We start from the raw sequence: 21793 nt of genomic DNA, 5'->3' as shown, positions 1-21793 counted from the left end.
CAGTTCTTCCTGCTTTTGTTAAGAATATAAAAAAGGCCAGCGCTTCAAAACGCTGGCCTTTTTTAATAGATCACTTTCACCAGGTTGCTTTTGAGTCTATTACTTCCTGACGAAGGTGCGTTTAGTCGATATCAATCCTTGCGACACCGGACTTTTCGCTTTCCATGCCCAGTTTGTCCACCGTGCTCATAGCCAAGTAATAATCACCTGAATGTAACCCGGTTAATTCGGCGGAGGTGCTTGAAGCATTCACTGTTTTTGCGACTTCAAACGGCCCGTCCCGCTGGTCTGCCAAGTAGATAATGTATTTATCCAATTCGACCTTTCTAAGGCTGGCTCCGTTTTCGCGTTCGGTCGGGGCTGCCCAGCGCAAAGTGATTTTGCGGGTGGTGTCTTCCAGCACGGTAATCTTCGCGGTGGCGGAAGTGGCGCTGGAACCGCTGTTACTGATGTCGCAGTAGTAATTGCCGGAATCAGACCCTTTACTGTTCGAGATGACCAGCCCGTTGCTGCTGGTGGCGCTGACCGCGAGCTTGCCATCGCGATAGCATTTATACTGGATCGGGCCTGCGCCAGTTGCAGCGATATCCAGCTTGATATTTTCCCCGGCGTTCAGAATCTGATTGGTCAGGTTTTTTGTGATCTGGACTTTTTTCTTCACCACCACGTTGGCAGCTGCGCAATCCAGCTTGTTCACACTGTTTCGGACTACGCACTTATAGCTGCCGGCTTGCGCGGTTTTGAGAGGGCTGAGCGACAGGGTGTTGGTATTCTGCTTAACGCGTTTGCCTTTGAAGTACCAGTCTACGACAGGGGCCGGAGTGCCAGTGGCGGCTACTGAAAGAGTGATGTTGTCGCCTTCGTATGCAGTCACATTTCTGGGTTGTTCTGTGATCGCGACCTTCTGGTTTACCGTCAGGGTAAACGTACCGCAATTCACACTGTTGTTTTCGTTCCAAACCCGACAGCTATAGGATGCCTGGTCAATAGCGCGGGCCGAAGCAAACTGCAGTGTCGAGGAGGTAACGGGAAGAACCTGACCGCCTTTTTTCCACTCGTAGCTCAGGTTGCTGCCTTTAGCTGAAACGGTAAAGCTAACCGACGCACCTTCGTTGATCGCTTGGCTTTTAGGCGCGGACGTAATGGTGGCGGGGCTAACGTTACTGGTTGAGAATGTTTGTTCGGAAACAGTGAGCTGGGCGGAAGCGGACTGTGATTCGTGCTGATTGGATATGACGACTTTATAGGTGCCGGCGTCTTTTGCCGAGTTGACCTGTTGCACTAACCTGGGTGCCGTGGCCCCTTCGATCGCTGTACCGTTGCGGTACCACTGATAGTGGAGTGTAACATCGCTGGATGCTTCCACCTTAAAAGTGGCTTTTTCACCGGGACTCAAATAGGCATCAGTCGGTGTGGAGGTGACCGCGATCACGCCGGTGACTTCGGGTTGCTCGCTTTCTGGCGGGCTGTGCTCCGTATCAGTATTTCCATTAACGAGAATATCGTTACTGAACCCGCGGTCGAGTGTCCCGCTGGTGTTGGCGGATTGATTGGGAGCCGAGCTGCCGCCGCCGATTTGACAAGCTGGCAGTGCCGGAAGCGTGAGCATTAAAAATAATGCCGGATATATTTTATTTATAGACGTCATAACTCTTTACTGGTCAGGTGCAAATTACTGGTCAAATACGAAAGTGTTGCAAATGTTTCTAAATTTTATTGTCCGATGATCTTCTCACAATAACCCCGCAAGGTTGGTGAATGTCATCACACTTTAATAGTGGGCAGGACTTTAATTTTGAGAGGTTTGCCGTATCCATGACATTCGGCCATAACGCGGCGCACTTTGTCCTTGTTTCCCCGATTGATCTAAACAGACAACTGAACAAACTCGTATTAATAACGCTAACAGTATGGGTCCAATGGCGGGCTACCCGGTCGGTTTGTTTTGTTATCGATCCTATAGCCAGTCAATATTGCTGACGAATTGGTTGTCGTTGTTTCTGCTTTGAAACGATTTTGGCAGGATCAAAAATCCTTGCAACCTATTTGTCAGCTTAAATTCTGTATCGCCTACTTTTTAAGTGTGACTTGCGTCACAAAAAATAGGTGAAAAAACTATCGTGTCCCCTGCACCGCATTTTGTGGCCGGATTTTTCTGTTTCTGGTAGAGCGACGCAGTACCGTTTAAAAATGGACCCGGTCGAATGAGTGGGTGTGATCGTCTACTCAAAAAATAACCGCAGTCGGGCGTTTACGTTATTGTGTGAACCAGCCCGCAAGCAGTTTGTAATGCTTACAACTACCCTTCACTGCAATTGGCCATGGAGGCCGCCAAGTGAAATGCTGTATAGGGTCTGTTTGTGATGTCAGTTTCTAATGTTTCCACCAAAAATGTAATCCGGGCTGCGTTGGTCCTTTGTTCTGCGGTAATCCTGCCTGCTTGTGGCGGGGGCGGAGTGGAGCAGCTCGGTGCGATAGAACAACATCAGTCGGCGGACAACGTTGTCGCGAATGTCGTTGATATGGATGACGCAGGAACCGGGGATATCCGCAATCTCGTGCTGGCCGGTCAGCCTGTTGATGTCGCGGTTGCTGCCGGGCAAAGCCATACCTTTTCAGTGAATGTGGAACACACTCATCCGATTACGGTGATGTGGTACAAAAACGATAGTTTGATCACCACCTCGAACACCGGCTCTTACGGGCTGTCTTCAGTTGACGTGTCATCTGCCGGAGAATACAGCTGTGTCGTAACCGACGGTGTAATGACCGTGGATTGCATGCCCTTTGAATTGTCGGTAACCGCTACGCAGCAGATCAGTATTACCGAGCAGCCTGACAATCAAATGGTAAGCGAAGGTATGAATGTGGCGTTGAACGTGAGTGCGCAGGGCAGCGATCAAATTGATTATCAGTGGTATTTTAATGGGCAGGCCATTGCCGGCGCGACCAGCAGGGAGCTGATGCTCAACAGCGTAACTGCCGAAGCCGGGGGTGACTATTATGTGGTGGTAACCGGCTCCGGCGCCAGCGTGCAATCGTCCAATGCCCGGCTCACCGTGGCGGCTGTCGCGGCCCGTGCCAGCGCCCTGATTCAATGGGAAAAGCCAACCGAGCGCGAGAACGGTTCGGAGCTGGATGCGGCTGAAATAGCGGGTTATGAGATTTTTTACGCAGAAAGTGCGGAAGCTGACATGGAGCCCTTGGCAAGCATGGATGCAGACAGCCAAAGCTACCTGGCCAAAGATTTAACACAGGGCACGCATTATTTTGCGCTCCAGACCATTGATGAATCCGGTCTGAAAAGCGAACGCTCTGCGCCGCTTGTGGTGACCATTAACTAAGCTTGCTCCCAATCAAAGCTTAATACCGAATCGATACTACTGGCTGTTGTGATGACCATCATCAGGCGGTCGACCCCCAAAGCCACGCCAGCACATTCCGGGAACCCGTGCTGCAGGGCGCCAAGCAAGGACACGGGCATCGGCAATTCATCAAGCTGGTGTGCTGTGCGGAACTGGAGGTCTGCCTTTAAGCGGGCTTCCTGCACGGCTGCATCAGTCAGCTCCTGATAGCCATTAGCGATTTCAACGCCTCTAATGTAAAGCTCTGCCCGCCGTGCCACGCAATGACCGTCTGCATTGTGCTCTGTTTTGGCCAGCGATGCCTGGCTGGCCGGGAAGTCGGTTAGAAAAATACCGTCTACTGGCAGGCCGGGCTCCACCAGATGACTCATCAATAAATCCAGTAGCGTGTTGCGGTCAAAACTGGCGAAATCGCCGTTGATGTGTTGTTTGGCGGTGTCTCGTAATTCCGATTCGCTGCATAGGTGTGGATTGAGCCCCAGTACTTTTTCAAAAGCCTGTTGATAGGTCCAGCGCGGAAAATCAGGGAATTCTGTGCCGAATGCGGCAGCGGCCTGTTTTACCAAAACTTCAATTTCATCAATCAGTTGGTCCAGTTTCCAGCCGGGGCGGTACCACTCCAGCAGTGTGAACTCCGGGTTGTGCTGGCGGCCAGACTCTTCGTGGCGAAACGCTTTGCATAGCTGATAGATAGAGCCGCAGCCTGCGGCGATCAGTCGCTTCATGCAGAATTCCGGGGAGGTTTGCAGGTAATGACGGGTGTGCTCGGTGGCCACGCTAAAGCTGCGCAAGTGGGGGTCTGTTGCGGCCGAGCTGCAAAGCAATGGAGTCTCTACTTCCATTACCTCGCGGCGGGCGAAGAAATCCCGGATCAGGCGGTTCAGGCGGGCACGAGCAACGAGGGCATTTAGGGGGGCGGAAGGTTGCCAGGACATAGTGAGAGATCGGCTAGAGTAGGGGCTGTAGGCTAACAGTCGCGAGCAAAGGCCCGCATACAGCGGGCTCTGGGCGGGTATGTCAGCGAATTACGGGTTAGGCACGGGATACATAATCGCCGGAGCGGGTATCCACTTTAATAACGTCACCCTGGTTTACGAATAAGGGGACCCGTACCACCGCACCGGTGGTCAGGGTAGCCGGTTTCGAGCCGCCGTTGGCCGTGTCGCCTTTTAGTCCGGGGTCCGTTTCAATAATTTCCAGTTCGACAAAATTTGGCGGGGTGACCGCCAGCGGCGTTCCGTTCCACAGGGTAACGGTGCATATGTCTTCTTCTTTCATCCATTTAGCCGCGTCACCCATGGCATTGGCGTCCGCCGCTTGCTGTTCGAAGGACTGCTGATCCATGAAATGATAAAACTCGCCGTCGTTGTAGAGGTATTGAAGATCTACGTCCATAATGTCGGCGGCTTCGACGGATTCACCGGATTTGAATGTGCGTTCCCAGGATTTGCCGGTTTTCAGGTTTCTGAGTTTCACTCGATTAAAGGCCTGACCTTTGCCGGGCTTCACCACTTCGTTTTCGACGATGGAGCATGGGTCTCCATCCAACATCACTTTAAGACCCAAGCGGAATTCGTTGGTAGAATAGTTGGCCATTGATAACACCTGTAAAAATTGTAATAGCAGTACCCGTAAGGGAAAGGCGCTAATGATAACGCGAACCGCACCAAGTTGGCATACTGAAGACTGGCAATTTCTGCTATCTGATAGTATTCGTACCGTTGAAAGCCTCTGGAGCGCGTTAAATTTGCCCTCCGAAGGGATTCCTGCCGCATTATCGGCACATCGCGAGTTTCAGGTACGGGTACCTAAGCCCTTTCTGGATAAAATCGAGCGCGGTAATCCCGACGATCCGTTGTTGAAACAGATCCTGCCGGTCGCTGCCGAGCTGGAAGCTCATGCCGGTTTTTTGAAAGACCCGCTGGCCGAGCGCACCACCAATCCGGCCAGCGGCCTGCTGCACAAGTACAAAAGCCGGGTTTTGTTGGTGATGAGCGGCGCTTGTGCGGTCAATTGCCGTTATTGCTTCAGACGTTATTTCCCTTATTCCGACAATCGCATGGGCAGCGAGGAGCTGGACTATATTGCCGGCTATCTGCAGCACCACAACGAGGTGAACGAAGTCATTCTGAGTGGCGGGGATCCGTTGGTGATCAGTAATGGCCGCCTGGCTAAGCTGCTGAATTTACTGGAATCTATTTCTCATATTAGTCGGGTACGCATCCACACCCGCCTGCCGGTGGTGATCCCCCAACGCATTGATGCCGAGTTGCTGGATGTAGTGTCCCGCAGCCGGTTAAACGTGGTGATGGTGACCCATAGCAATCATGCCCGCGAGCTGGATGCCGTGTTTGATCAGGCTATGCTGGGTTTGCGAAAGGTGGGGGTGACTCTTCTGAACCAAGCAGTCTTATTGCGCGGTATTAATGATTCGGTGGCGTCTTTGGTGGATCTGAGTGAGCGGCTTTTCGAGTCCGGCGTGTTGCCTTATTACCTGCATTTGCTGGATCCGGTCGCGGGGGCGCAGCACTTTGATGTGAGCGAATCCACTGCCAGAACACTCATGCAGCAGCTGCATGCCGAGCTCCCTGGCTTCCTTATACCTCGATTAGTCAGAGAGATTCCGCAAAAGCCCAGCAAGACTCTGATAGATTTACACTTATCTGAGGTCTGATGTTCCCTCCCGGTTGCGCAAGCTGGCCAAACTCTGCCTATACTTACTAGTAAGGGATTTTGCCCGGTGCTTTTGTGGTCTAACCTGGATCGCACTGAATGAAGCAGTTGTAGTTGACGCAGTAGTTGATATGGGAACCTTAAATGTCGAATCCAGCTGAGCAAGCAAGCTTTAAGCTGCCTCCACACGATCTGGAAGTACTGTCATTTAGCTCGCCGCAGCCGAAGAAGGTGCGTGAGTGGGTTGATAGTTTGCCCCAAATGAACGTGGGGGAAAGCGCAAAGCGGCTCTATTCTGCTATTCAGGAATTAAATCGCCTGAAGACGGACGCCGAAACGCGCTTCCAGTTAATGGAGATTATGCGTGTTCCCATCCATTACATCTGCGTTAGCCTGGAAAAACATTTTCTTAATAAATCCGTGGTGTTACCGCCCAAAGAAGCCAAAATCGCCAGCCTTGCGCAAGCGCTCCAAAATCATTTGGCGACCGGCTATAAAGCCGTGACCCTGCAAACCCTGGCACGGGTGAAGAGTGCAGATAAAGAAGCCAAAAAGCTATGCCTGCTGGCAATTCATCGCGCCATGTCTGAGCAAAACTATGTTTTGCTGCGCAGTTTTAAATTGTATTACCCGGCGCCCGCCAACTTTTGGCGCGAGATGCATTTGCTCTATTTGCTGGCCCAGCGCTTTGGCATGCTGGAGCAGCCGGTGAGTGATCCGGAAGATGATGATGTAAGTTCGAGTACGTACGATATGTACTTGCGGGCGTTGCTGCTTGCAACCGCCAAGCCGAACCAATTGCGCCAGCAACAAATTCAACAAGTTTATGAGGCTGCGCGCCATTGGGCTAAGTTCGCCTCGATTACCGATGCGCAAACCGTAGCGGGTTTGTTCGTTATCGATACCATGTCAGATTACCAGCCAATTTATCAGGCTTTAATGCGGCGCAGTACCCTGCCTCATAATATCCGTTACTTTGATGCTTCGGGTATTTCAGATCATTTGCGTGTGCTATTGCAAACGCCCCAAGGGCAACCACACCCGGTAGCGACTTTTCATGTTCCGCAAAAGCTGGCACCGGATTTAGCCCGCATACTGATTCAGGCCTGGGGTGTTCTGGCTGAGCGGGCGTTCACCCGTATTGATGAGCAAGGCGAATTGAATCTGTGCATCGGATTGAGTGCTACCCATTATTTTGTTTCCGGCAAAATGGATTTCAATCGCATGATTGCCGGCGGCCACGAGGTGTTGGATAAAAGTGTTCATAATCCGTTTCTGAGCCCGGGTGGTTCGCGTCGCCAGGACGGTTATGAGCACCACGACGTGTGGGGTCTGAATGTGGATGCAGAAAAACTCAAGGTCTACGACAAGAGCAGCATCGACAGCAGTATCGACAGCTATAATGAGCAACGCCATGCAGATGAACAGGATAAGTATCCCCAGTTTCGCTGTGAAATTGTTAATACCAGCCCCGGCGGCTTTTGTTTGTGCTGGCATCAGGACGTGCCACCGCAAGTCAAAACCGGTGAGATAGTCGGTATTCTGGAAAGAGAAAAAACGCTCTGGAGTATCGGGGTTATTCGATGGGTAAAACAATTCCGCGATGAAGGTGTACGCATGGGCGTGGAACTGATTGCGCCCAAAGCGGAGGCTTGCGGCACTCAGGCGATTCATAAAAAAGGCGGCGCGACCGAATACATGCGCACGTTGATGTTGCCGGAGTTAAGGGCGATAGGCCAGCCGGCCACGCTCATTACACCGAATATCACGTTTCATATCGGATACAAAGTTAACATAAACGAAAACGGGCATATTTCAAAAGGGCAACTGATAAAGCAGGTGACCTCAACAGCAAGCTTCGCCCAGTTCCAATTTAAAATGCTGGTCCCTGCGCCGGGGCGGGGTGCCGAAGCCGAGCACAAACTAGCGGGCATGGATCAGTCTAAATCAGGTCCGGAAGACGACTTTGATTCTATTTGGTCTAGCCTGTAGAGGTCACGCGTGGTCGTTATTTTTCTCACGAATTCAATATTGAGCGGTTGATTGAATGACAAAGAAAACCGAGACAATAAAACTATTGGTTTTGCACGAATCTCCGGATGATGCAGAACAATTGATGAACCTGATTCGTAATTCGGGGCGGGCCACCCGTGGCCAGATGATTGAGGATCTGGAGGGCTTTGTGCAAGCCTTAAATAGCAGCACCTGGGATCTGATGCTATTGCGACCTGAAGCGAATGACGTGTTTGCGATGGAATGTTTAAAGGAAGTCAAAAAGAACGCGAAAGATATTCCTGCCATTCTGCTGCTGGATGACAACGATCCGGAAGAAATCGTTGACGGTCTGCGCGATGGTTATGAAGATGTGGTGCAGAAAGACGACCAGGCGCGATTGGTGTTGGTAATACAGCGAGAGTTACGGAATCTATCTGAGCGTCGTGCGCGGCGTACCGCTGAAATACATTTGAAAGAAGCGGAAAAGCGGTGCGCAAGCTTGCTCGATAGTTCACGAGATGCCATTACCTATATAACCGATGGTATGCATACCTACGCCAACGAGGCTTACCTTGAATTGTTCGGCTACGAGGATGCGGACGACTTGGAAGGCATGCCCATTATGGACATGGTCTCGCCCAAAGATCATGAGGAGTTCAAGCAGTTTTTGCGTGCTTACAGTGCCGGAGAAAGTGATACCAATGAGTTTTTATGTCACGGGCTTTGCACCGATGGCACAGAAATCCAAGCGCGAATGATCTTTTCCAGCGCGACCTATGATGGTGAGCCCTGCACTCAAATACTGATCCGGACCAATCAGGCAGATGCAGAATTGCAGGAACGGCTGAAAGAAATTTCCAGTCAGGATCTGTTGACCGGGTTGTACAACAGGAATCATTTTACGCAGGAACTGGACGCCTCAATTCAGTGGGCGATTACCAGCAATCACAGCGCCGTTCTGCTTTATATTCAGTTGGATAATTTTGCTTCGGTACAATCGGACATCGGTATAGCCGCGGCGGATATGGTGTTGGCGGATGTCGCTACCCTGTTACGTGAACAATTGCCGGGCGGTGAGGTGTTGGCGCGCTTTGGTGATGACATTTTTACTGTCCTGATCAAAGAGAAAAACCTGGAAGAGGGCCGACTATTAGCGGAAAAACTTCGCAGTGGAGTGGAGGATCACCTGTCTGAAGTACAGGATCGCACGGTACAGGTGACAGCCAGTATTGGTGTGACCCTGATCAGCGAGAACACGGAGGATGGTGAAGAAGTCATCACCCGCGCGCACCAGGCCAGCGAGCAAGTATACGAAGATAAACCACTGGGTAATGGTGTTTCAGTCTTTGATCCGGCTGAAGCAAAGAAAGTGGATCCGAGCGATACCGGGGCGGTGCTACAAGACGCTATAGACAAGGGCAAGTTCAAATTGTTGTTCCAGCCGGTAATCGATTTGCGCGGCGGCAGCGGCGAGCTGTATGAAGCGTTTCTGAGGATGGTGGATGATGAGGGCAATGAAGTGCCGCCAAACGACTTTCTGGCGGTGGCATCGGCGCAGGACCTGGCGGAAAAAATAGATCGCTGGGTTATTCTGCAATCCATAAAGTTACTGTCCGAACACCGTAATGACGGTCACGATTCCAAGTTGATTATCAATCTGACCGGAGAATCGCTGAAAGATCAAACGCTATTACCTTGGTTAAGTGTGGCATTAAAGGCAGCCCGCATGCCCAGCGATGCCATTGTGTTTCAGTTTAGTGAAAGCGATGCGACAACCTATCTGAAACAAGCCAAAGATTTTACCAAGGGGTTGAAGGAACTGCATTGTAAGGTGTCTATATCGCGCTTTGGTTGTGCCCTGAATCCCTTTAACAATCTGAAACACCTGGAAGTGGACTATCTGAAAATGGATGGTTCCTTTATGAAGGATATCGGCTCTGAGGAAAACAAAGAAGCCCTGAAAGAAATGGTCGCAGCAGCTCATGCCCAGGGTAAGCTCACCATCGCGCCATTCGTTGAAAGCGCATCCACCTTATCGACACTTTGGCAGATTGGTGTCAATTATATCCAAGGCTACTATCTGCAGGCGCCGGCTGAAAATATGAACTACGACTTCTCAAGTGAGGAGTAGTGTTGGGCGAATTTTGTGCGTTAACTGGAACCACTCACAATGAGTACTGGTTCAAATTATTCTGTCCCCTTATGGGTTTAGAAGTGGCTATAATCTAGCTTGCATGTATTTCATTATTGGTTAGTTGCATGTGATCTGGGGGCTGGAAACCCGGAATTAAACAAGGACTGAACAACCACTAAAGGAAACGGACATGGACGAAGCTCGCCGCATCAAAAGTATTCTTTACCCGCTCGCCAGAGACCTGCGCAACCTGCACACGTTCGTGGCAAACATTCAGAACATTTTGCACGCAAAACCGGATCGTTTTGCGGTAGGCGTTCCACCCGGACTGACCTCCATTCGCGATACCCTGCGCAGCCTGTCCAAATCCGCAAAAGCCATGCAGGAAGTGAATGACATCACGATTCGTGAATGCGATTTGGCTGAGCAATTGACCGGAGACTCCGTTGTACTGATGTTGCGTTCGGCTGCCGATCTGCGCTTAACAGCGCGGTCGTTAAAGAACCCGATCGACCAGGTATATAGGATGGTCATGCGGCTCTGTGGCTATCTCAGTCCCACCTTTGTCTTCACCGTCGCGACCTCTTCCTTGATCGACATGATGATGAAAGACGTCGAGGCGGTAAGCCAGCGTATGATCACGATCAAGAAAGCAGTGAACCGGCTCACGGATTATGAAATGACGGCGGGGTTACCCGATCACGTTGAACGGCGCTTGAGCCTGCTATCGCCGCAACTGGGTGTGATTGAAAAAGAGGCGGGAGATATTGCGGACCAGATGTCGCAGCTGATGGGTAAAATGAACCAGATGATGGAGCTAAGTGCTCGTCTGGAATCCCTGATGCGCATGGGCGCGGCACTGGACCATGCGATTCAGGATTTAATCCCTTCGATGTCCATATTGAAGCAGTTAGGGCAAGTGATGGCGGAGTTTCCGCTTGACCCCCATGAGCCTGAGCTTCAGGCCATGCAGCTGAGCGCGGCACTGACCCGTTTGGATCTGCCGCCGGATGCGCTAACCCAGCTAGAGCAGCGGCTTAAACATCACGCGGATCAATATGTATTCCCGATAATTGTACCTTTGTCCGAGATAACGGAGAAAATTAAGGGGATATCCCCGAACAACCGTCTGCTCAGTGGTATCGAGAGTAATCTGCAGGTTCAGCAGGGGCGCTTTTCGAATATGGATCGGTTGATGAAAACCGTGTTTGATAGTTTCGAAGAATTGTTCGAAGACTACAAAAAGCTTACACATGCTGCCTGAAAGACGCTTTGAATCAGGGGGGTGACAACATACAATAGCCAGCTTGGTTGTTGTATTCAGCCCCCCTCATTAGAAACGGAATAAGCCCGCTATGGAGTTAACGGAACAATTGCTGGGGGACTGCTCCCCCTATATTGGAAATTTAATTTACGATATTGATGTTCGGATGCTGTTCGTTGAGCTTATGGACGGGCCTGAGACGCAGAATTTGGTGCGCCGGGTCGTATTCCCTTCGGTGGTAACTTTCCACGAGACCAATCTGCAAAATGAACCGGACGACGACGCTCTGGATGATGTGGTGAGTATTCAGCGGCTCGATCAGAACCGCATTATTATTACCACCTTCAAGAAGGAAATATTGTTGAGCCTGACAGAGGAGCCATTCGTTGAGGATATGGATTAGAGGCCAAATTGGGCGAGCTGATCCGCGATGAACGGCGATAGGCTTGGGGATTGCCTGTCTCCAAGTTACTATTGACGCGATTTTTCAACTATGGTTTGGATAATGCACACAGAAAGTAGCGAGGATGTATGAACATTACTGTGTTTGGTACGGGGTATGTTGGTTTAGTGACTGGGGCGAGTTTGGCGGATGTGGGCCACAACGTACTGTGTATGGATGTGGATGTTGCCAAAATCGAGTCGTTAAAAAAAGGGATTGTGACCATTCATGAGCCCGGCCTGGACGTGGTTGTGCAGCGTTGTTTTGAAGACGGAACCCTGAATTTTTCAAGCTCCACGGAAGAAGCGGTCGCACACGGCGAATTGATTTTCATCGCGGTGGGCACGCCTCCGGATGAAGATGGTTCTGCAGATTTGCAATACGTATTGCAAGTGGCGGCTAACATTGGCCGTAACATGCAGGACTACAAAGTGATTGTGAACAAGTCCACTGTGCCGGTAGGTACAGCGGATAAAGTGAAAGCTGCAGTAGCCGCAGAATTGGAGGCCCGCTCTTCACCGTTGGAATTCGATGTGTGCTCCAACCCCGAGTTCCTTAAAGAAGGCAGCGCGCTGGAAGATTTCAACAAAGGCGCCCGTATTGTGGTGGGAACGGACTCTGACCGTGTCGTGAATATTATGCGGGTGTGTTATGGCCCTTATATTCGCAACCACGACAAATTAATGTTTATGGATGTGCGGGCAGCAGAACTGACCAAATACGCAGCCAATGCCATGTTGGCCACTAAAATCAGCTTTATGAACGAAATGTCGCAGCTGGCCGAGCGTTTGGGTGTGGATATCGAGCAAGTACGAAAAGGGATTGGTTCAGATCCCCGCATCGGTTATCAGTTCATCTATCCCGGTTGTGGTTACGGCGGATCGTGCTTCCCGAAAGACGTAAAAGCCCTGGCGCAAACGGCCCGGACGGTAGGTTATGTTCCGGAGTTGCTGGACGCGGTGGAAAACGTAAACACCCGTCAAAAAGGCAGCATGTTCGAAAAACTGAGCAAACACTTTAACGGTGATCTGAACGGTAAAACCATCGCTCTTTGGGGGCTGTCGTTCAAGCCGGATACCGACGATATGCGCGAAGCCCCCAGCCGAGATTTAATGGAAGCATTGTGGGCGGCCGGGGCGAAAATCCAGGCTTTCGATCCAGTCGCTTCAAAAGAGTGTCGTCGTATATATGGTGATCGGCCTGATCTGGTGTTGTGCGAGCAGCGTAATGATGCCGTGAGTGGCGCCGATGCGCTGGCGATTTGCACCGAATGGAAAGCGTTCCGTTTTGTGGATCTGAAATGGCTGAAGTCGGAATTGAAAAATCCGGTGATAGTTGATGGGCGAAACCTTTACAGTCCGGCGGACACCAAGGAGTTCGGCTTTAAATATTACGCTATTGGACGTAGTGATTCTCTGGCAATTTAGGCTGCCGAAGCGGAAGTAACGTATCGGAGCGGCAAGTTTGTTGACCAATCCGATACGTTTAACACAGGCCTGTGCAGTGCGGAACGGAGCCCGGCTCAAGTACTAAACCAGGGTTCCGATTTGCTCTCCCATACACACCCGTGCCTGCTCCCCTAAGGACGCGTTCCATTTCACAACCCCCGGCCCGAACAACACAATCGCGGTTGATCCCAGCTTGAAACGGCCCATTTCTTCACCGGTTTTTATCGTAACGGGCACCCTTTCACCGGTATATTCAAAGGTTTGAATCCGGCGCTTTGGCGGTGTGACCAGACCTGCCCAGGTGGTTTCAATACTGGCAACAATCATCGCTCCCACCAGCACCACAGCCATGGGGCCGATTTCCGTATCGAAGAAGGCGACTACACGCTCATTGCGTGCGAACAGGGCAGGTACCTGCTGAGCCGTAATGGTGTTCACTGAAAACAGTTTTCCCGGCACATAAATCATTTTGGTGAGGGTGCCGGAGTAGGGCATATGAACCCGGTGATAATCCTTTGGTGAAAGATAAACAGTAGCAAATTCACCGTTGCGGAACGGCGCCGCCGCAGCGGGGTCCCCGCCTAGTAATTGGGTCAGCGTATAGTGGTGCCCCTTGGCCTGAAAAATCATTTCGTCTTCGATGGTGCCCAGTTGGCTAAAAGCGCCGTCGGCAGGGCTGGCGATGCCGTTCGTGGCGATCGGGCGCACGCCGTCTCTCAACGCGCGGGTAAAAAAGTCGTTGAATGTGGCGTAGGCGTGAGGGTCCGTCTCCGCCGCCAAGCTCATATCAATATCGTACTGGTTCAGAAAAAAATCGATAAAGGTATTCTTAATCAGTGGCCAGCGGGATTCCGCCACCAGTCCGGCCAACCTGGACAGCAGGTGTTGGGGGACGCAGTATTGAGGCAAAACTCTTAGTCGGTCCAGCGCAGAAGCAGTCATGGCTTTCTCATCTTCTTGGTGTGATTAATTACGGTTAGATTAATGGGGATCAGGTCAGGTGCTTTCAACCGGCATGTCGGGGTCGTTGCCCCATTCTGACCAGGAACCGGGATACGCCTGAATGCTTCGGAAGCCGAGAATTTTGCCCAGCAGGTAGGTGAAGGCAGAACGGTGGTGGCTTTGGCAATGGGTAACAATGTGTTTGTCGGCGCTAATCCCCAATTCCGCCAGTTCCGCAAGGATCCATTGCCGGGGCCGGATACGCAGGCCATTTTGATGATCCATGGCTCTGGTCCACTCATAATTCACGGCCCCGGGAATATGGCCGTTTTGCATGGCGCCGGGTCGCAGGCCCAGATACTCCTCCGCCGATCGTGCATCCCAGATGACAAAGTCCGGTTGGCCCAGGCGCAGTAGTATGTCTTCCTTGTTAAGCAGCGGGCTATCCGGTACCGCCCCGGTCCGGTAATAAAACTCGGGCGTTGTGGTTGTCGCGGTGTGGATCTCGTTTTCCAGCGGTAAATTCGCTTGAGCCCAGGCATGCAAGCCGCCGTTGAGGTAAGACCAGCCAGAATGTCCGATCACATCCAGAGTCCACAGCAGGCGACCGGCCCAGCCGCCGCCCTCGTCATCATAAGCCACTACGTGACTGTGCGGCTGCAAGCCGATACGGCCCAGCACCTTTGCCAGAGTTTCAACCGGAGGTAGCTTTCCGGGGGCAGGAAATTCACCGCCCATTAAATGCATAAAGGGCAGATGAACAGCCCCGGGAATGTGGGCGCTGTGATACTGCTCCGTGCGGCACAAATCCACAATTAACAGGCTGGGGTCGGCCAACGACGCGTTCAGTTCTTCGGGCTCTATCATTAAGGGGTATGCTGTCGATTCCATGGCGAGAGTGTACTCAAGGGGCTGCCTGAATGCCAGACATTGGGCTGCCCCTTGATGACCGCAGGAGCGGGGAGTTTACGGTTGTAATGCCATCAGGTATTTGCTGCAGTTGGCGCAGGTGGATTTGAAAATCTTGTATTCTGCCTCGGATAGACCGATGCGGTCCGTCAAGCCCCGGTCGGCGTAAAACAGTCCATAGGCTCCTTGCTGATTGAATACGGACATCAGAAAAAAATCCTCGCACTGGCTGGCTTGTCTGAACTGGCCGGGAATCACGCCTTCGATCTGCTGCTGACGTTCCCGGCTGATCCAGGTTGCAGCGGGTTGCCTGAGCAGCTGAGTGAATAGATTGGGCGGCTGAAGTTGAACGGTGAAACGTTGCAGCGCAGGTGCCTCGGAGCAGCCTTGGGCGTAGTAAGCTTCCAATTTGGACCGTTCTGGATTGAGTACAGCCACTACGACTCTCTCTAACTCGGTGCACCGATATAGGCAATCGGTAATGCTGCGTAACGCCTCTTGCTCACTGCTGAAGGCAGAGGGCTGGTGCAGCAGCTTATTTATGAGCGTTTCGTAATCTGCATATTTTTCTGCCGAGACAAAGCCGGGGAAGACGGCCGCGGGTTTCGCCGCGGGTTTGGGCGCTGACCGAATGGCGTGATGATCCAGTCCGTCGGGTAATTTTTCGCTTTTAATGCCAATTGCTCGGGGCTGATTGAGCGGGTCAGGACGCTGGCTTGGTGGCGCCGGTGTCGCGGATTTTGGCGCCTTTGCTGGGACGGAACCCTGGCCCAGCATGCTCGCCATTTTGGTAACCGCAGCGTCCATCTGACTCGGTTTGATGCGACGACGTTGCGCGCTCGGCTGCGGCCATAGCAAACCCTCTGCCGGGCTTTGGACGCCAACGATCGCGAATCGCCGTGACGTCTCAAGCGCCACGGATTTGGTTAATTCCAGGATGCGAACCAGAGGTTGATCCAGATAGGCCGCGACGATCGCCTGACAACGCAGGGTGGGCTTGGAGTACCAACTCCGGGCACTCTGTTGCGCCAGCGTATTGCTGAGGTGGACTGTGAACCCTTGCGAATGCGCCAGCAAGCCGGCTTCGGTTTTGTTGGGCATACGCACCGAGGCCGCATCATTGGAATGCTTTTGTGCCAAACGCGCATACCGCATCAAAAACGCGGGCGAGGGGATCGGTGCCCCGTAAATGGCATCGCATACCTGGTCGGAAAAATGCCAGTGTTGTGCCAGCGCCTTCGCCAGCTCGGCGCGCTGGCATCCCAGAACCGCCAGTTCGGCTTCCTCAACGGGTACACGTTGTTGCTGCACCAGCGCGTCGATCATCCGCGCCTCATTGCTCGCCACCCGCCACATCGCCCAATCGGGTACGCCATACAGCAGGCAAGCCAGAACCAATTGATCGGCATTGCCCTGGTGCCGGAACGGAAGCCAGCTCAATGCCAGCTCGGCTGCGTGACCGCTTTGAATGATCGCTTGCAGATAGCGGGGCTCAAAACGGTTGTTGGTACCGCAGTCGGGCTTCAGGGAATCGACCAGAGCGCTGATATTATCCATTCCAAGCATAGAGACGCAGTGATGTGGATTGCTCAGGGTGCCGGCTGCCTTTTCTGCAAACTGATTATTGCAGGCGCGCAGTACATGCAGTCGCAATACCGGGTCTTGCGCTACCAGGTCGCCTATCTGATTTAGGGAGGTGTCCGGGTGCTCCAGCAAGCGGCGGATTTCAACGGCGCTGCCGGGCAAAATGGGCAGCACGGCCTGCGCCAGTTCAGACACCCAATATTGCAGACCTTTGGCTTGAAACGCGCTCGCCATAGAGCTTAAAAACCTAAGTAATTTGTGTAATCAGCAAAGCTGTCCTTAACTTTTAACTATAGACGCATTCCGCAATTGATCAGGAAAACAATCAGTGATTACAGGCTCTTAGTATTTATATGAGTAAGTTATTCGGATATTTAATTGTTATCGGCAGTGTTTTGGGCGGATTTGTGCTGTCCCACGGCGAATTGGCGACGCTTTGGCAACCATTCGAATTATTAATAATCGGCGGTGCGGCGTTTGGTGCGTTTGTGGTTTCCAACCCGTTTTACGTAGTAAAAGAAGTCTTTCATGACGTCGGTCGGATGTTTTTGGGACGGCGCTACGGGCGGGTTCTGTATATGGACCTGCTATCGTTGTTGTACGAGTTGTTTAATAAAGCCCGCCGCAATGGTCTGATGTCCATCGAAGAAGATGTGGAAGACCCGAAAGCCAGTGATATTTTTGAGCGTTACCCCCGGGTTACCAGCGAGCCGATTTTGCTGGAGTTTATCTGTGACTACCTGCGGATTATTTCGTCTGGCAACCTGTCCGCATTTGAGCTGGAAACCCTGATGGACCAGGATATTGAAACCAGCTTTCAGGAAGCGGAACATCCCGCCCATGCGCTTAGCCGGGTTTCGGATGCGTTGCCTGGATTCGGTATAGTGGCGGCGGTATTGGGCATCGTGATTACCATGAAATCCCTGGGCGGCCCGCCGGAAGAATTGGGTATGCACGTAGCGGCCGCTTTGGTGGGAACTTTTCTTGGGGTGCTGCTGGCTTACGGGTTCGTCGGGCCGATGAGCGATGCAATGGCGCACTCAGCCAAAGAGCGGGTGAAAGCGCTGGACTGCATAAAAACCTCGTTGCTGGCTATGCTCAACGGCATACCGCCGCAGCTGGCGGTGGAGTTCGGACGCAAAACCCTGTTCTCTTCGGAGCGCCCCAGCTTCAGTGAACTCGAGGAGCATTTGCGGAGTCGCTGATGGAATTTGAGAACGACGACCGGCCCATTATCGTAAAGCGAGTCCGAAAAGTTCAGGGTGGTCATCACGGGGGGGCCTGGAAAGTGGCCTTCGCGGATTTCGCCACGGCCATGATGGCGTTTTTCCTGCTGTTGTGGCTTTTGGAAGCGGCGTCTCCCAAAGAAAAAATTGCCTTGTCCGGTTATTTTTCTGATCCTTCTGCTTTTACAGAAGGCGGCTCCCCTTATGTTATTGATTTGGGTGGGGGTCTGAAAGACGATCAGTTTTCCGGTGAAAACAATGTGGAATCACCGAACAGCCGGATTCAGGATCAGGGCGTGATGCTTGACGAAGAAACCGTGCAGGATCTGGCCGCTGAAATTGAGAATCTGAAATTTCAGGAATTAAGGCAAACCCTGGAAACCCGGATTGAAAACAACCCGGACCTGCGTAAATACAAAGAGCAGATCATTATGGATGTGACGCGGGAAGGACTGCAAATCCAGATCGTAGATGCCAAAGCGCGCCCGATGTTCGACAGTGGCCGCGACATTATCAAGCCCTACATGAACAGCATCCTGAAAGCGGTGGCGGAAACGTTAACCGGAGTGCCGAACCGATTGAGTATTTCCGGCCACACCGATGCCATGACATTTTCTGGAACCTGGGATTATTCCAACTGGGAATTGTCCGCAGATCGCGCTAATGCGGCGCGGCGATCATTGCAGCGATACGGAATCAAGGAAGCAAAGGTGGCGCAGGTGGTGGGTCTGTCTTCTTCGGTGCCTTATGACAAGGGGCGCCCGGACAATCCGATCAACCGCCGTATTACTATTCTGGTGATGAATGATAAGTCTCAGGCAAAACTGAAAGCACAACAGGAAGGGGACGTTATTCCTGTTCCGGAACAAACAGTTGATAAAATTGAAAGTGAAGCCGACGCATTGAAAGCCTTTGAACGGTTGCGGAAAACGATGACTCGCAAACAGTCCGCTGACCCTGGCCTGTTGTTTCCGGATCCAGGCTCAGCAGACCCCAAAGCTACAGCTCAACCGAAGGCAACCCCCCCACAGGACGACGAAGTATTTTAGCGTGCTTGGGGTGCTCTCCGTTCCAGAATATCTTTACTCATATCCGCGTTTTGGGTGCCCTCGACTAGCTTGGTGCGTCGCTGGAAGGCGGCCTTGGCCACCATATAAGCGGACACTGGCGCGGTGATAAAAAGGAATAAGCTGATGACCAGTTCATGGATGCTAATGCCCGCCCCCTGCAAGGGATGCAATATCATGGACGCAATCAGGATGCAGCCGATTCCCAGAGTAGTGGCTTTGGTGGGCGCATGCAGACGGGTATAAAAGTCCGGCAGTTTCACCATGCCCAACGCACCGATCAGAATAAACAGGCCACCCATTATCAACAAAAACGAGGCAAACAGTTCAACCCAGAACAACATAGTTTATTTCCCTTTATTCAATGATGTCGCCACGCAACAGATACTTGGCCAGTGCGGCGGTGCTGACAAACCCGAGCATGGCAATCAGCAGAGCGGATTCAAAATACATGTCACTGGAAAAGTACAGCCCCAGCAAAACAATTAACGCGATACTATTAATGTAGAGCGTATCCAGCGCCAGAATACGATCGGCTGTGGAAGGGCCGGCCAGCAAACGTATTGTATTGAGTACCAGTGCCAGCCCGACCATCACGGTCACGACCAGCAAAACCGTATTCAACATGCGAAGATCTCCTTCAGCGGCGTTTCGTAGCGTGATTTTATTCGTTGTATCAGGCTTTGTTCATCATCCATATGCAATGCGTGGATGTATAACCATTTCATATCTTCAGAGAAATCCAGGCTCACTGTGCCGGGAGTGAGTGAAATTGTGCTGGCCAGTACCGCCAAAGGAAATTGGCCGGTCAGATCCAGCGGCAGGGCGATTAATCCCGGACGCAACTGCCTGTTGGGCCGCAGGATACGCCCTGCCACTTCAAAGTTGGAGACCACAATGTCAGCCAATACCATAATGATGTAAAGAAAGGCTTTAATCGGTTTTTTAATTCGGTGGTGGGGATTACTCAGGGGCGCTGTTACCCACGGAATGATGGTGGCCAGAACCAAACCCAGCACCAAGTGCCCCATGGTGAATTCATTCAGCAGCATCCATACCCCGATCAAAATCAGGGTATGCAGCGGCATGGGGAAAATTCGTTTAAGCATCAGTGTCTCCCGGTATCCGCAGCGGCACACTCAGGCTGCGTGTCATGTCCTGAGCGGCAGCCTGGGTGTATTCAGTGATCCAGCCCGCGAACACCACCATCAGCGGCAATGTGATTACCAGTAAACACACCGCCGTTAATTGAGCGGGGTGTACCTTCACTTCTCCGGCATTCTCACCCCGGGTGCGCCAGAACAAAGTGCTGCCGGAACGCGCTAACATCAGCAACGCAGCCAGACTGGCCAGCAATATTGGTGGCCAGATCCAGCCTGCTTGGTGGCTGGCCAGCGCGGCCTTCAGCATCAGTGCTTTGCCAATAAATCCGGAGATCGGCGGCATGCCGATCAGCGCCAGCGCAGCAAGCATAAACAAGAGCCCCAGCAACGCCGGTTGTGCGACCGGGCGTGCCTGCACAAAGCGGTCTTCCGCTTTACCTCGTTGGCTGACGATCAGCCCGGCCACCAAAAACATCAGCGCCGTTGCCAGTGTGCTATGGATCAGGTAATACAAAGCACTGGCGGTGGCTTCACGGGTGTTCAGCGTCACCATCAGCAGCAGACTGCCTACCGAAACAATGACCATATTGGCAGTCAGCTCACGCAGGGTTTTGCTGGCCAGAGTCGCAATGATACCGATCACGATGGTGAGCCAAGCCAGCGGCCAAAGCCACGGTTGAGCGATGTTGGCCAGCTCCCCGGCACCGTCGCCGAAGATGGTGCTGTGAACCCGCCACAAGCTGTAGATACCGACCTTGGTCATAATGGCGAATAACGCGGCGACTGGTGCCGGTGCCACCGAATAGGCTTTGGGCATCCAGAAGTGTAGCGGCATCATCGCGGATTTCAGGCCGAACACCACCAGTAGCAGCATGGCGCCGGATTCCGCCAGTTGTACATCGCTCTCCACAATATGCGCTGCACGGAGTTGCATATCGGCCATATTCAGGGTGCCGAACGTGCCGTACATAATGCCCAGGGCAAACAGGAACAGCGCAGAGCCGGCCAGATTCAGTGTCACATAATGAACATTGGCAAGGGTTTTCTGTGGGCCACCTCCGTGGATCAGCAAGGCATATGAGGCAATCAGCAACACTTCGAAAAACACGAACAGATTAAATAAGTCACCTGTTAAGAACGCGCCCTGGATGCCCAGCGCCTGAAACATCAGCAACGGGTGCAAAAATTTACCTTTCTGATCTTCACCGGCGCAGCTGAACAGTTGCACACACAGCAACAAAAGGGCAGTGAGCACAGACATTAACGTGGCCAGCCGATCAGCCACCAAAACAATGCCAAACGGTGGCTGCCATTCCCCCATGGCATACACGATCGGACCGTGCTGATTCACTTGCCACAGCAACGTGATCGTTGCCAGTAGTTGCAGCAGTGCCGCCAACGTGCCGAACACCCGCTGCCGTTGCAGAGTGCCGGCGATGGGCGGCATTAACATTAAAACGCCGGCCAGTAGCGGGATTAATAGCGGCAGTACAGGTAAATGCTGCAGCATCAGGTGAGCTTCCTTTTTACGTTATTCTGTTGGGCTTGTTGGTGGTTCGCCGGTTTCTTGCGGGATCGGTTCTGCCGGGCCTGATTCTTTTCAATGCGGTTTGCCAGCGCATCTTCCATCGCACTGCGTTC

At 52.3% G+C, this 21793-nt stretch carries 19 protein-coding genes; 9 read left to right on the top strand and 10 right to left on the bottom strand.

What is annotated here, in order from left to right; genetic code table 11:
• Window positions 1–121: 121 nt before the first annotated feature.
• Window positions 122–1648, bottom strand: a complete 1527-nt coding sequence (locus tag FT643_RS05750; protein WP_156870096.1) for an immunoglobulin domain-containing protein — start codon at window positions 1646–1648, stop codon at window positions 122–124.
• A 715-nt stretch (window positions 1649–2363) separates the two neighbouring features.
• On the opposite strand from FT643_RS05750, the gene FT643_RS05745 reads away from it, so the two are divergent.
• A complete protein-coding gene (locus FT643_RS05745) occupies window positions 2364–3344 on the top strand; it encodes an immunoglobulin domain-containing protein (RefSeq protein WP_156870094.1) in 981 nt (326 codons plus the stop codon).
• On the opposite strand, the gene epmA is transcribed toward FT643_RS05745, so the two are convergent.
• Both epmA and efp read right to left on the bottom strand, forming a co-directional pair.
• Complete coding sequence (gene epmA / locus FT643_RS05740) at window positions 3341–4300, bottom strand: EF-P lysine aminoacylase EpmA (protein WP_156870092.1); 960 nt, start codon at window positions 4298–4300, stop codon at window positions 3341–3343. The genes FT643_RS05745 and epmA overlap by 4 nt on opposite strands.
• Before the next feature lie 97 nt (window positions 4301–4397).
• Entirely contained in the window at window positions 4398–4961 is a 564-nt protein-coding gene (efp, locus tag FT643_RS05735; protein ID WP_156870090.1) for an elongation factor P, read from the bottom strand.
• Window positions 4962–5013: 52 nt separating this feature from the next.
• On the opposite strand from efp, the gene epmB reads away from it, so the two are divergent.
• The 6 genes from epmB to FT643_RS05705 all read left to right on the top strand — a co-directional run bounded on the left by epmB (window position 5014) and on the right by FT643_RS05705 (window position 13300).
• Entirely contained in the window at window positions 5014–6039 is a 1026-nt protein-coding gene (gene epmB, locus FT643_RS05730; protein ID WP_156870088.1) for an EF-P beta-lysylation protein EpmB, read from the top strand.
• A gap of 143 nt (window positions 6040–6182) precedes the next feature.
• Complete coding sequence (locus tag FT643_RS05725) at window positions 6183–8030, top strand: hypothetical protein (RefSeq protein ID WP_156870086.1); 1848 nt, start codon at window positions 6183–6185, stop codon at window positions 8028–8030.
• Window positions 8031–8085: 55 nt separating this feature from the next.
• Window positions 8086–10164 (top strand): EAL domain-containing response regulator, encoded by a 2079-nt coding sequence (locus FT643_RS05720; protein WP_156870084.1) that lies wholly within the window; start codon window positions 8086–8088, stop codon window positions 10162–10164.
• 193 nt (window positions 10165–10357) lie between these two features.
• Complete coding sequence (locus tag FT643_RS05715) at window positions 10358–11431, top strand: hypothetical protein (protein ID WP_156870082.1); 1074 nt, start codon at window positions 10358–10360, stop codon at window positions 11429–11431.
• Window positions 11432–11522: 91 nt separating this feature from the next.
• On the top strand, window positions 11523–11834 hold the full coding sequence (locus FT643_RS05710; RefSeq protein WP_156870080.1) for a hypothetical protein: 312 nt from the start codon (window positions 11523–11525) through the stop codon (window positions 11832–11834).
• Between the two features lie 128 nt (window positions 11835–11962).
• Window positions 11963–13300: a UDP-glucose dehydrogenase family protein gene (locus FT643_RS05705; RefSeq protein WP_156870078.1), complete on the top strand. Its 1338-nt coding sequence runs from the start codon at window positions 11963–11965 to the stop codon at window positions 13298–13300.
• Window positions 13301–13402: 102 nt separating this feature from the next.
• On the opposite strand, the gene asd is transcribed toward FT643_RS05705, so the two are convergent.
• From asd to FT643_RS05690, 3 genes are all read right to left on the bottom strand, one after another.
• Entirely contained in the window at window positions 13403–14263 is an 861-nt protein-coding gene (asd, locus tag FT643_RS05700; protein WP_156870076.1) for an archaetidylserine decarboxylase, read from the bottom strand.
• A 54-nt stretch (window positions 14264–14317) separates the two neighbouring features.
• A complete protein-coding gene (locus tag FT643_RS05695; protein WP_156870074.1) occupies window positions 14318–15154 on the bottom strand; it encodes a sulfurtransferase in 837 nt (278 codons plus the stop codon).
• Between the two features lie 75 nt (window positions 15155–15229).
• On the bottom strand, window positions 15230–16990 hold the full coding sequence (locus tag FT643_RS05690; RefSeq protein ID WP_156870072.1) for an HDOD domain-containing protein: 1761 nt from the start codon (window positions 16988–16990) through the stop codon (window positions 15230–15232).
• Between the two features lie 119 nt (window positions 16991–17109).
• Here FT643_RS05690 and motA point away from each other — a divergent pair, with 119 nt between their 5' ends.
• Both motA and motB read left to right on the top strand, forming a co-directional pair.
• Window positions 17110–17961: a flagellar motor stator protein MotA gene (gene motA, locus FT643_RS05685; protein WP_156870070.1), complete on the top strand. Its 852-nt coding sequence runs from the start codon at window positions 17110–17112 to the stop codon at window positions 17959–17961.
• Window positions 17961–19031, top strand: coding sequence for a flagellar motor protein MotB (motB, locus tag FT643_RS05680; RefSeq protein ID WP_156870068.1), 1071 nt, complete (start codon window positions 17961–17963; stop codon window positions 19029–19031). Before motA ends, motB begins: the two co-directional genes overlap by 1 nt.
• Here the strand turns inward: motB and FT643_RS05675 are convergent.
• Genes FT643_RS05675 through FT643_RS05660 form a run of 4 tightly spaced genes read right to left on the bottom strand, consistent with a single transcriptional unit; the run spans window position 19028 to window position 21662 of the window.
• A complete protein-coding gene (locus FT643_RS05675; protein WP_156870066.1) occupies window positions 19028–19393 on the bottom strand; it encodes a Na+/H+ antiporter subunit G in 366 nt (121 codons plus the stop codon). The two genes, motB and FT643_RS05675, sit on opposite strands and share 4 nt — an antisense overlap.
• Window positions 19394–19406: 13 nt before the next feature.
• Window positions 19407–19676 carry a K+/H+ antiporter subunit F gene (locus FT643_RS05670; protein WP_156870064.1) on the bottom strand — a complete coding sequence of 90 codons (270 nt, stop codon included), beginning with the start codon at window positions 19674–19676 and terminating at the stop codon, window positions 19407–19409.
• Entirely contained in the window at window positions 19670–20158 is a 489-nt protein-coding gene (locus FT643_RS05665) for a Na+/H+ antiporter subunit E (RefSeq protein WP_156870062.1), read from the bottom strand. Before FT643_RS05665 ends, FT643_RS05670 begins: the two co-directional genes overlap by 7 nt.
• Window positions 20151–21662 (bottom strand): monovalent cation/H+ antiporter subunit D, encoded by a 1512-nt coding sequence (locus FT643_RS05660; RefSeq protein ID WP_156870060.1) that lies wholly within the window; start codon window positions 21660–21662, stop codon window positions 20151–20153. Before FT643_RS05660 ends, FT643_RS05665 begins: the two co-directional genes overlap by 8 nt.
• Window positions 21663–21793 lie beyond the last annotated feature (131 nt).

Source organism: Ketobacter sp. MCCC 1A13808, assembly GCF_009746715.1.
In the GTDB taxonomy this organism is placed as follows: domain Bacteria; phylum Pseudomonadota; class Gammaproteobacteria; order Pseudomonadales; family Ketobacteraceae; genus Ketobacter.
The sequence above is the reverse complement of the archived record's forward strand: the minus strand, read 5'-3'. Positions and strand labels throughout refer to the sequence as shown.

What these genes read in the sequence shown, in the direction of transcription:
- FT643_RS05750 (WP_156870096.1), bottom strand. Translation starts at nt 1,648, where the DNA reads ATGACGTCTATAAATAAAATATATCCGGCATTATTTTTAATGCTCACG.
- FT643_RS05745 (WP_156870094.1), top strand. Translation starts at nt 2,364, where the DNA reads ATGTCAGTTTCTAATGTTTCCACCAAAAATGTAATCCGGGCTGCGTTG.
- epmA (WP_156870092.1), bottom strand. Translation starts at nt 4,300, where the DNA reads ATGTCCTGGCAACCTTCCGCCCCCCTAAATGCCCTCGTTGCTCGTGCC.
- efp (WP_156870090.1), bottom strand. Translation starts at nt 4,961, where the DNA reads ATGGCCAACTATTCTACCAACGAATTCCGCTTGGGTCTTAAAGTGATG.
- epmB (WP_156870088.1), top strand. Translation starts at nt 5,014, where the DNA reads ATGATAACGCGAACCGCACCAAGTTGGCATACTGAAGACTGGCAATTT.
- FT643_RS05725 (WP_156870086.1), top strand. Translation starts at nt 6,183, where the DNA reads ATGTCGAATCCAGCTGAGCAAGCAAGCTTTAAGCTGCCTCCACACGAT.
- FT643_RS05720 (WP_156870084.1), top strand. Translation starts at nt 8,086, where the DNA reads ATGACAAAGAAAACCGAGACAATAAAACTATTGGTTTTGCACGAATCT.
- FT643_RS05715 (WP_156870082.1), top strand. Translation starts at nt 10,358, where the DNA reads ATGGACGAAGCTCGCCGCATCAAAAGTATTCTTTACCCGCTCGCCAGA.
- FT643_RS05710 (WP_156870080.1), top strand. Translation starts at nt 11,523, where the DNA reads ATGGAGTTAACGGAACAATTGCTGGGGGACTGCTCCCCCTATATTGGA.
- FT643_RS05705 (WP_156870078.1), top strand. Translation starts at nt 11,963, where the DNA reads ATGAACATTACTGTGTTTGGTACGGGGTATGTTGGTTTAGTGACTGGG.
- asd (WP_156870076.1), bottom strand. Translation starts at nt 14,263, where the DNA reads ATGACTGCTTCTGCGCTGGACCGACTAAGAGTTTTGCCTCAATACTGC.
- FT643_RS05695 (WP_156870074.1), bottom strand. Translation starts at nt 15,154, where the DNA reads ATGGAATCGACAGCATACCCCTTAATGATAGAGCCCGAAGAACTGAAC.
- FT643_RS05690 (WP_156870072.1), bottom strand. Translation starts at nt 16,990, where the DNA reads ATGGCGAGCGCGTTTCAAGCCAAAGGTCTGCAATATTGGGTGTCTGAA.
- motA (WP_156870070.1), top strand. Translation starts at nt 17,110, where the DNA reads ATGAGTAAGTTATTCGGATATTTAATTGTTATCGGCAGTGTTTTGGGC.
- motB (WP_156870068.1), top strand. Translation starts at nt 17,961, where the DNA reads ATGGAATTTGAGAACGACGACCGGCCCATTATCGTAAAGCGAGTCCGA.
- FT643_RS05675 (WP_156870066.1), bottom strand. Translation starts at nt 19,393, where the DNA reads ATGTTGTTCTGGGTTGAACTGTTTGCCTCGTTTTTGTTGATAATGGGT.
- FT643_RS05670 (WP_156870064.1), bottom strand. Translation starts at nt 19,676, where the DNA reads ATGTTGAATACGGTTTTGCTGGTCGTGACCGTGATGGTCGGGCTGGCA.
- FT643_RS05665 (WP_156870062.1), bottom strand. Translation starts at nt 20,158, where the DNA reads ATGCTTAAACGAATTTTCCCCATGCCGCTGCATACCCTGATTTTGATC.
- FT643_RS05660 (WP_156870060.1), bottom strand. Translation starts at nt 21,662, where the DNA reads ATGCTGCAGCATTTACCTGTACTGCCGCTATTAATCCCGCTACTGGCC.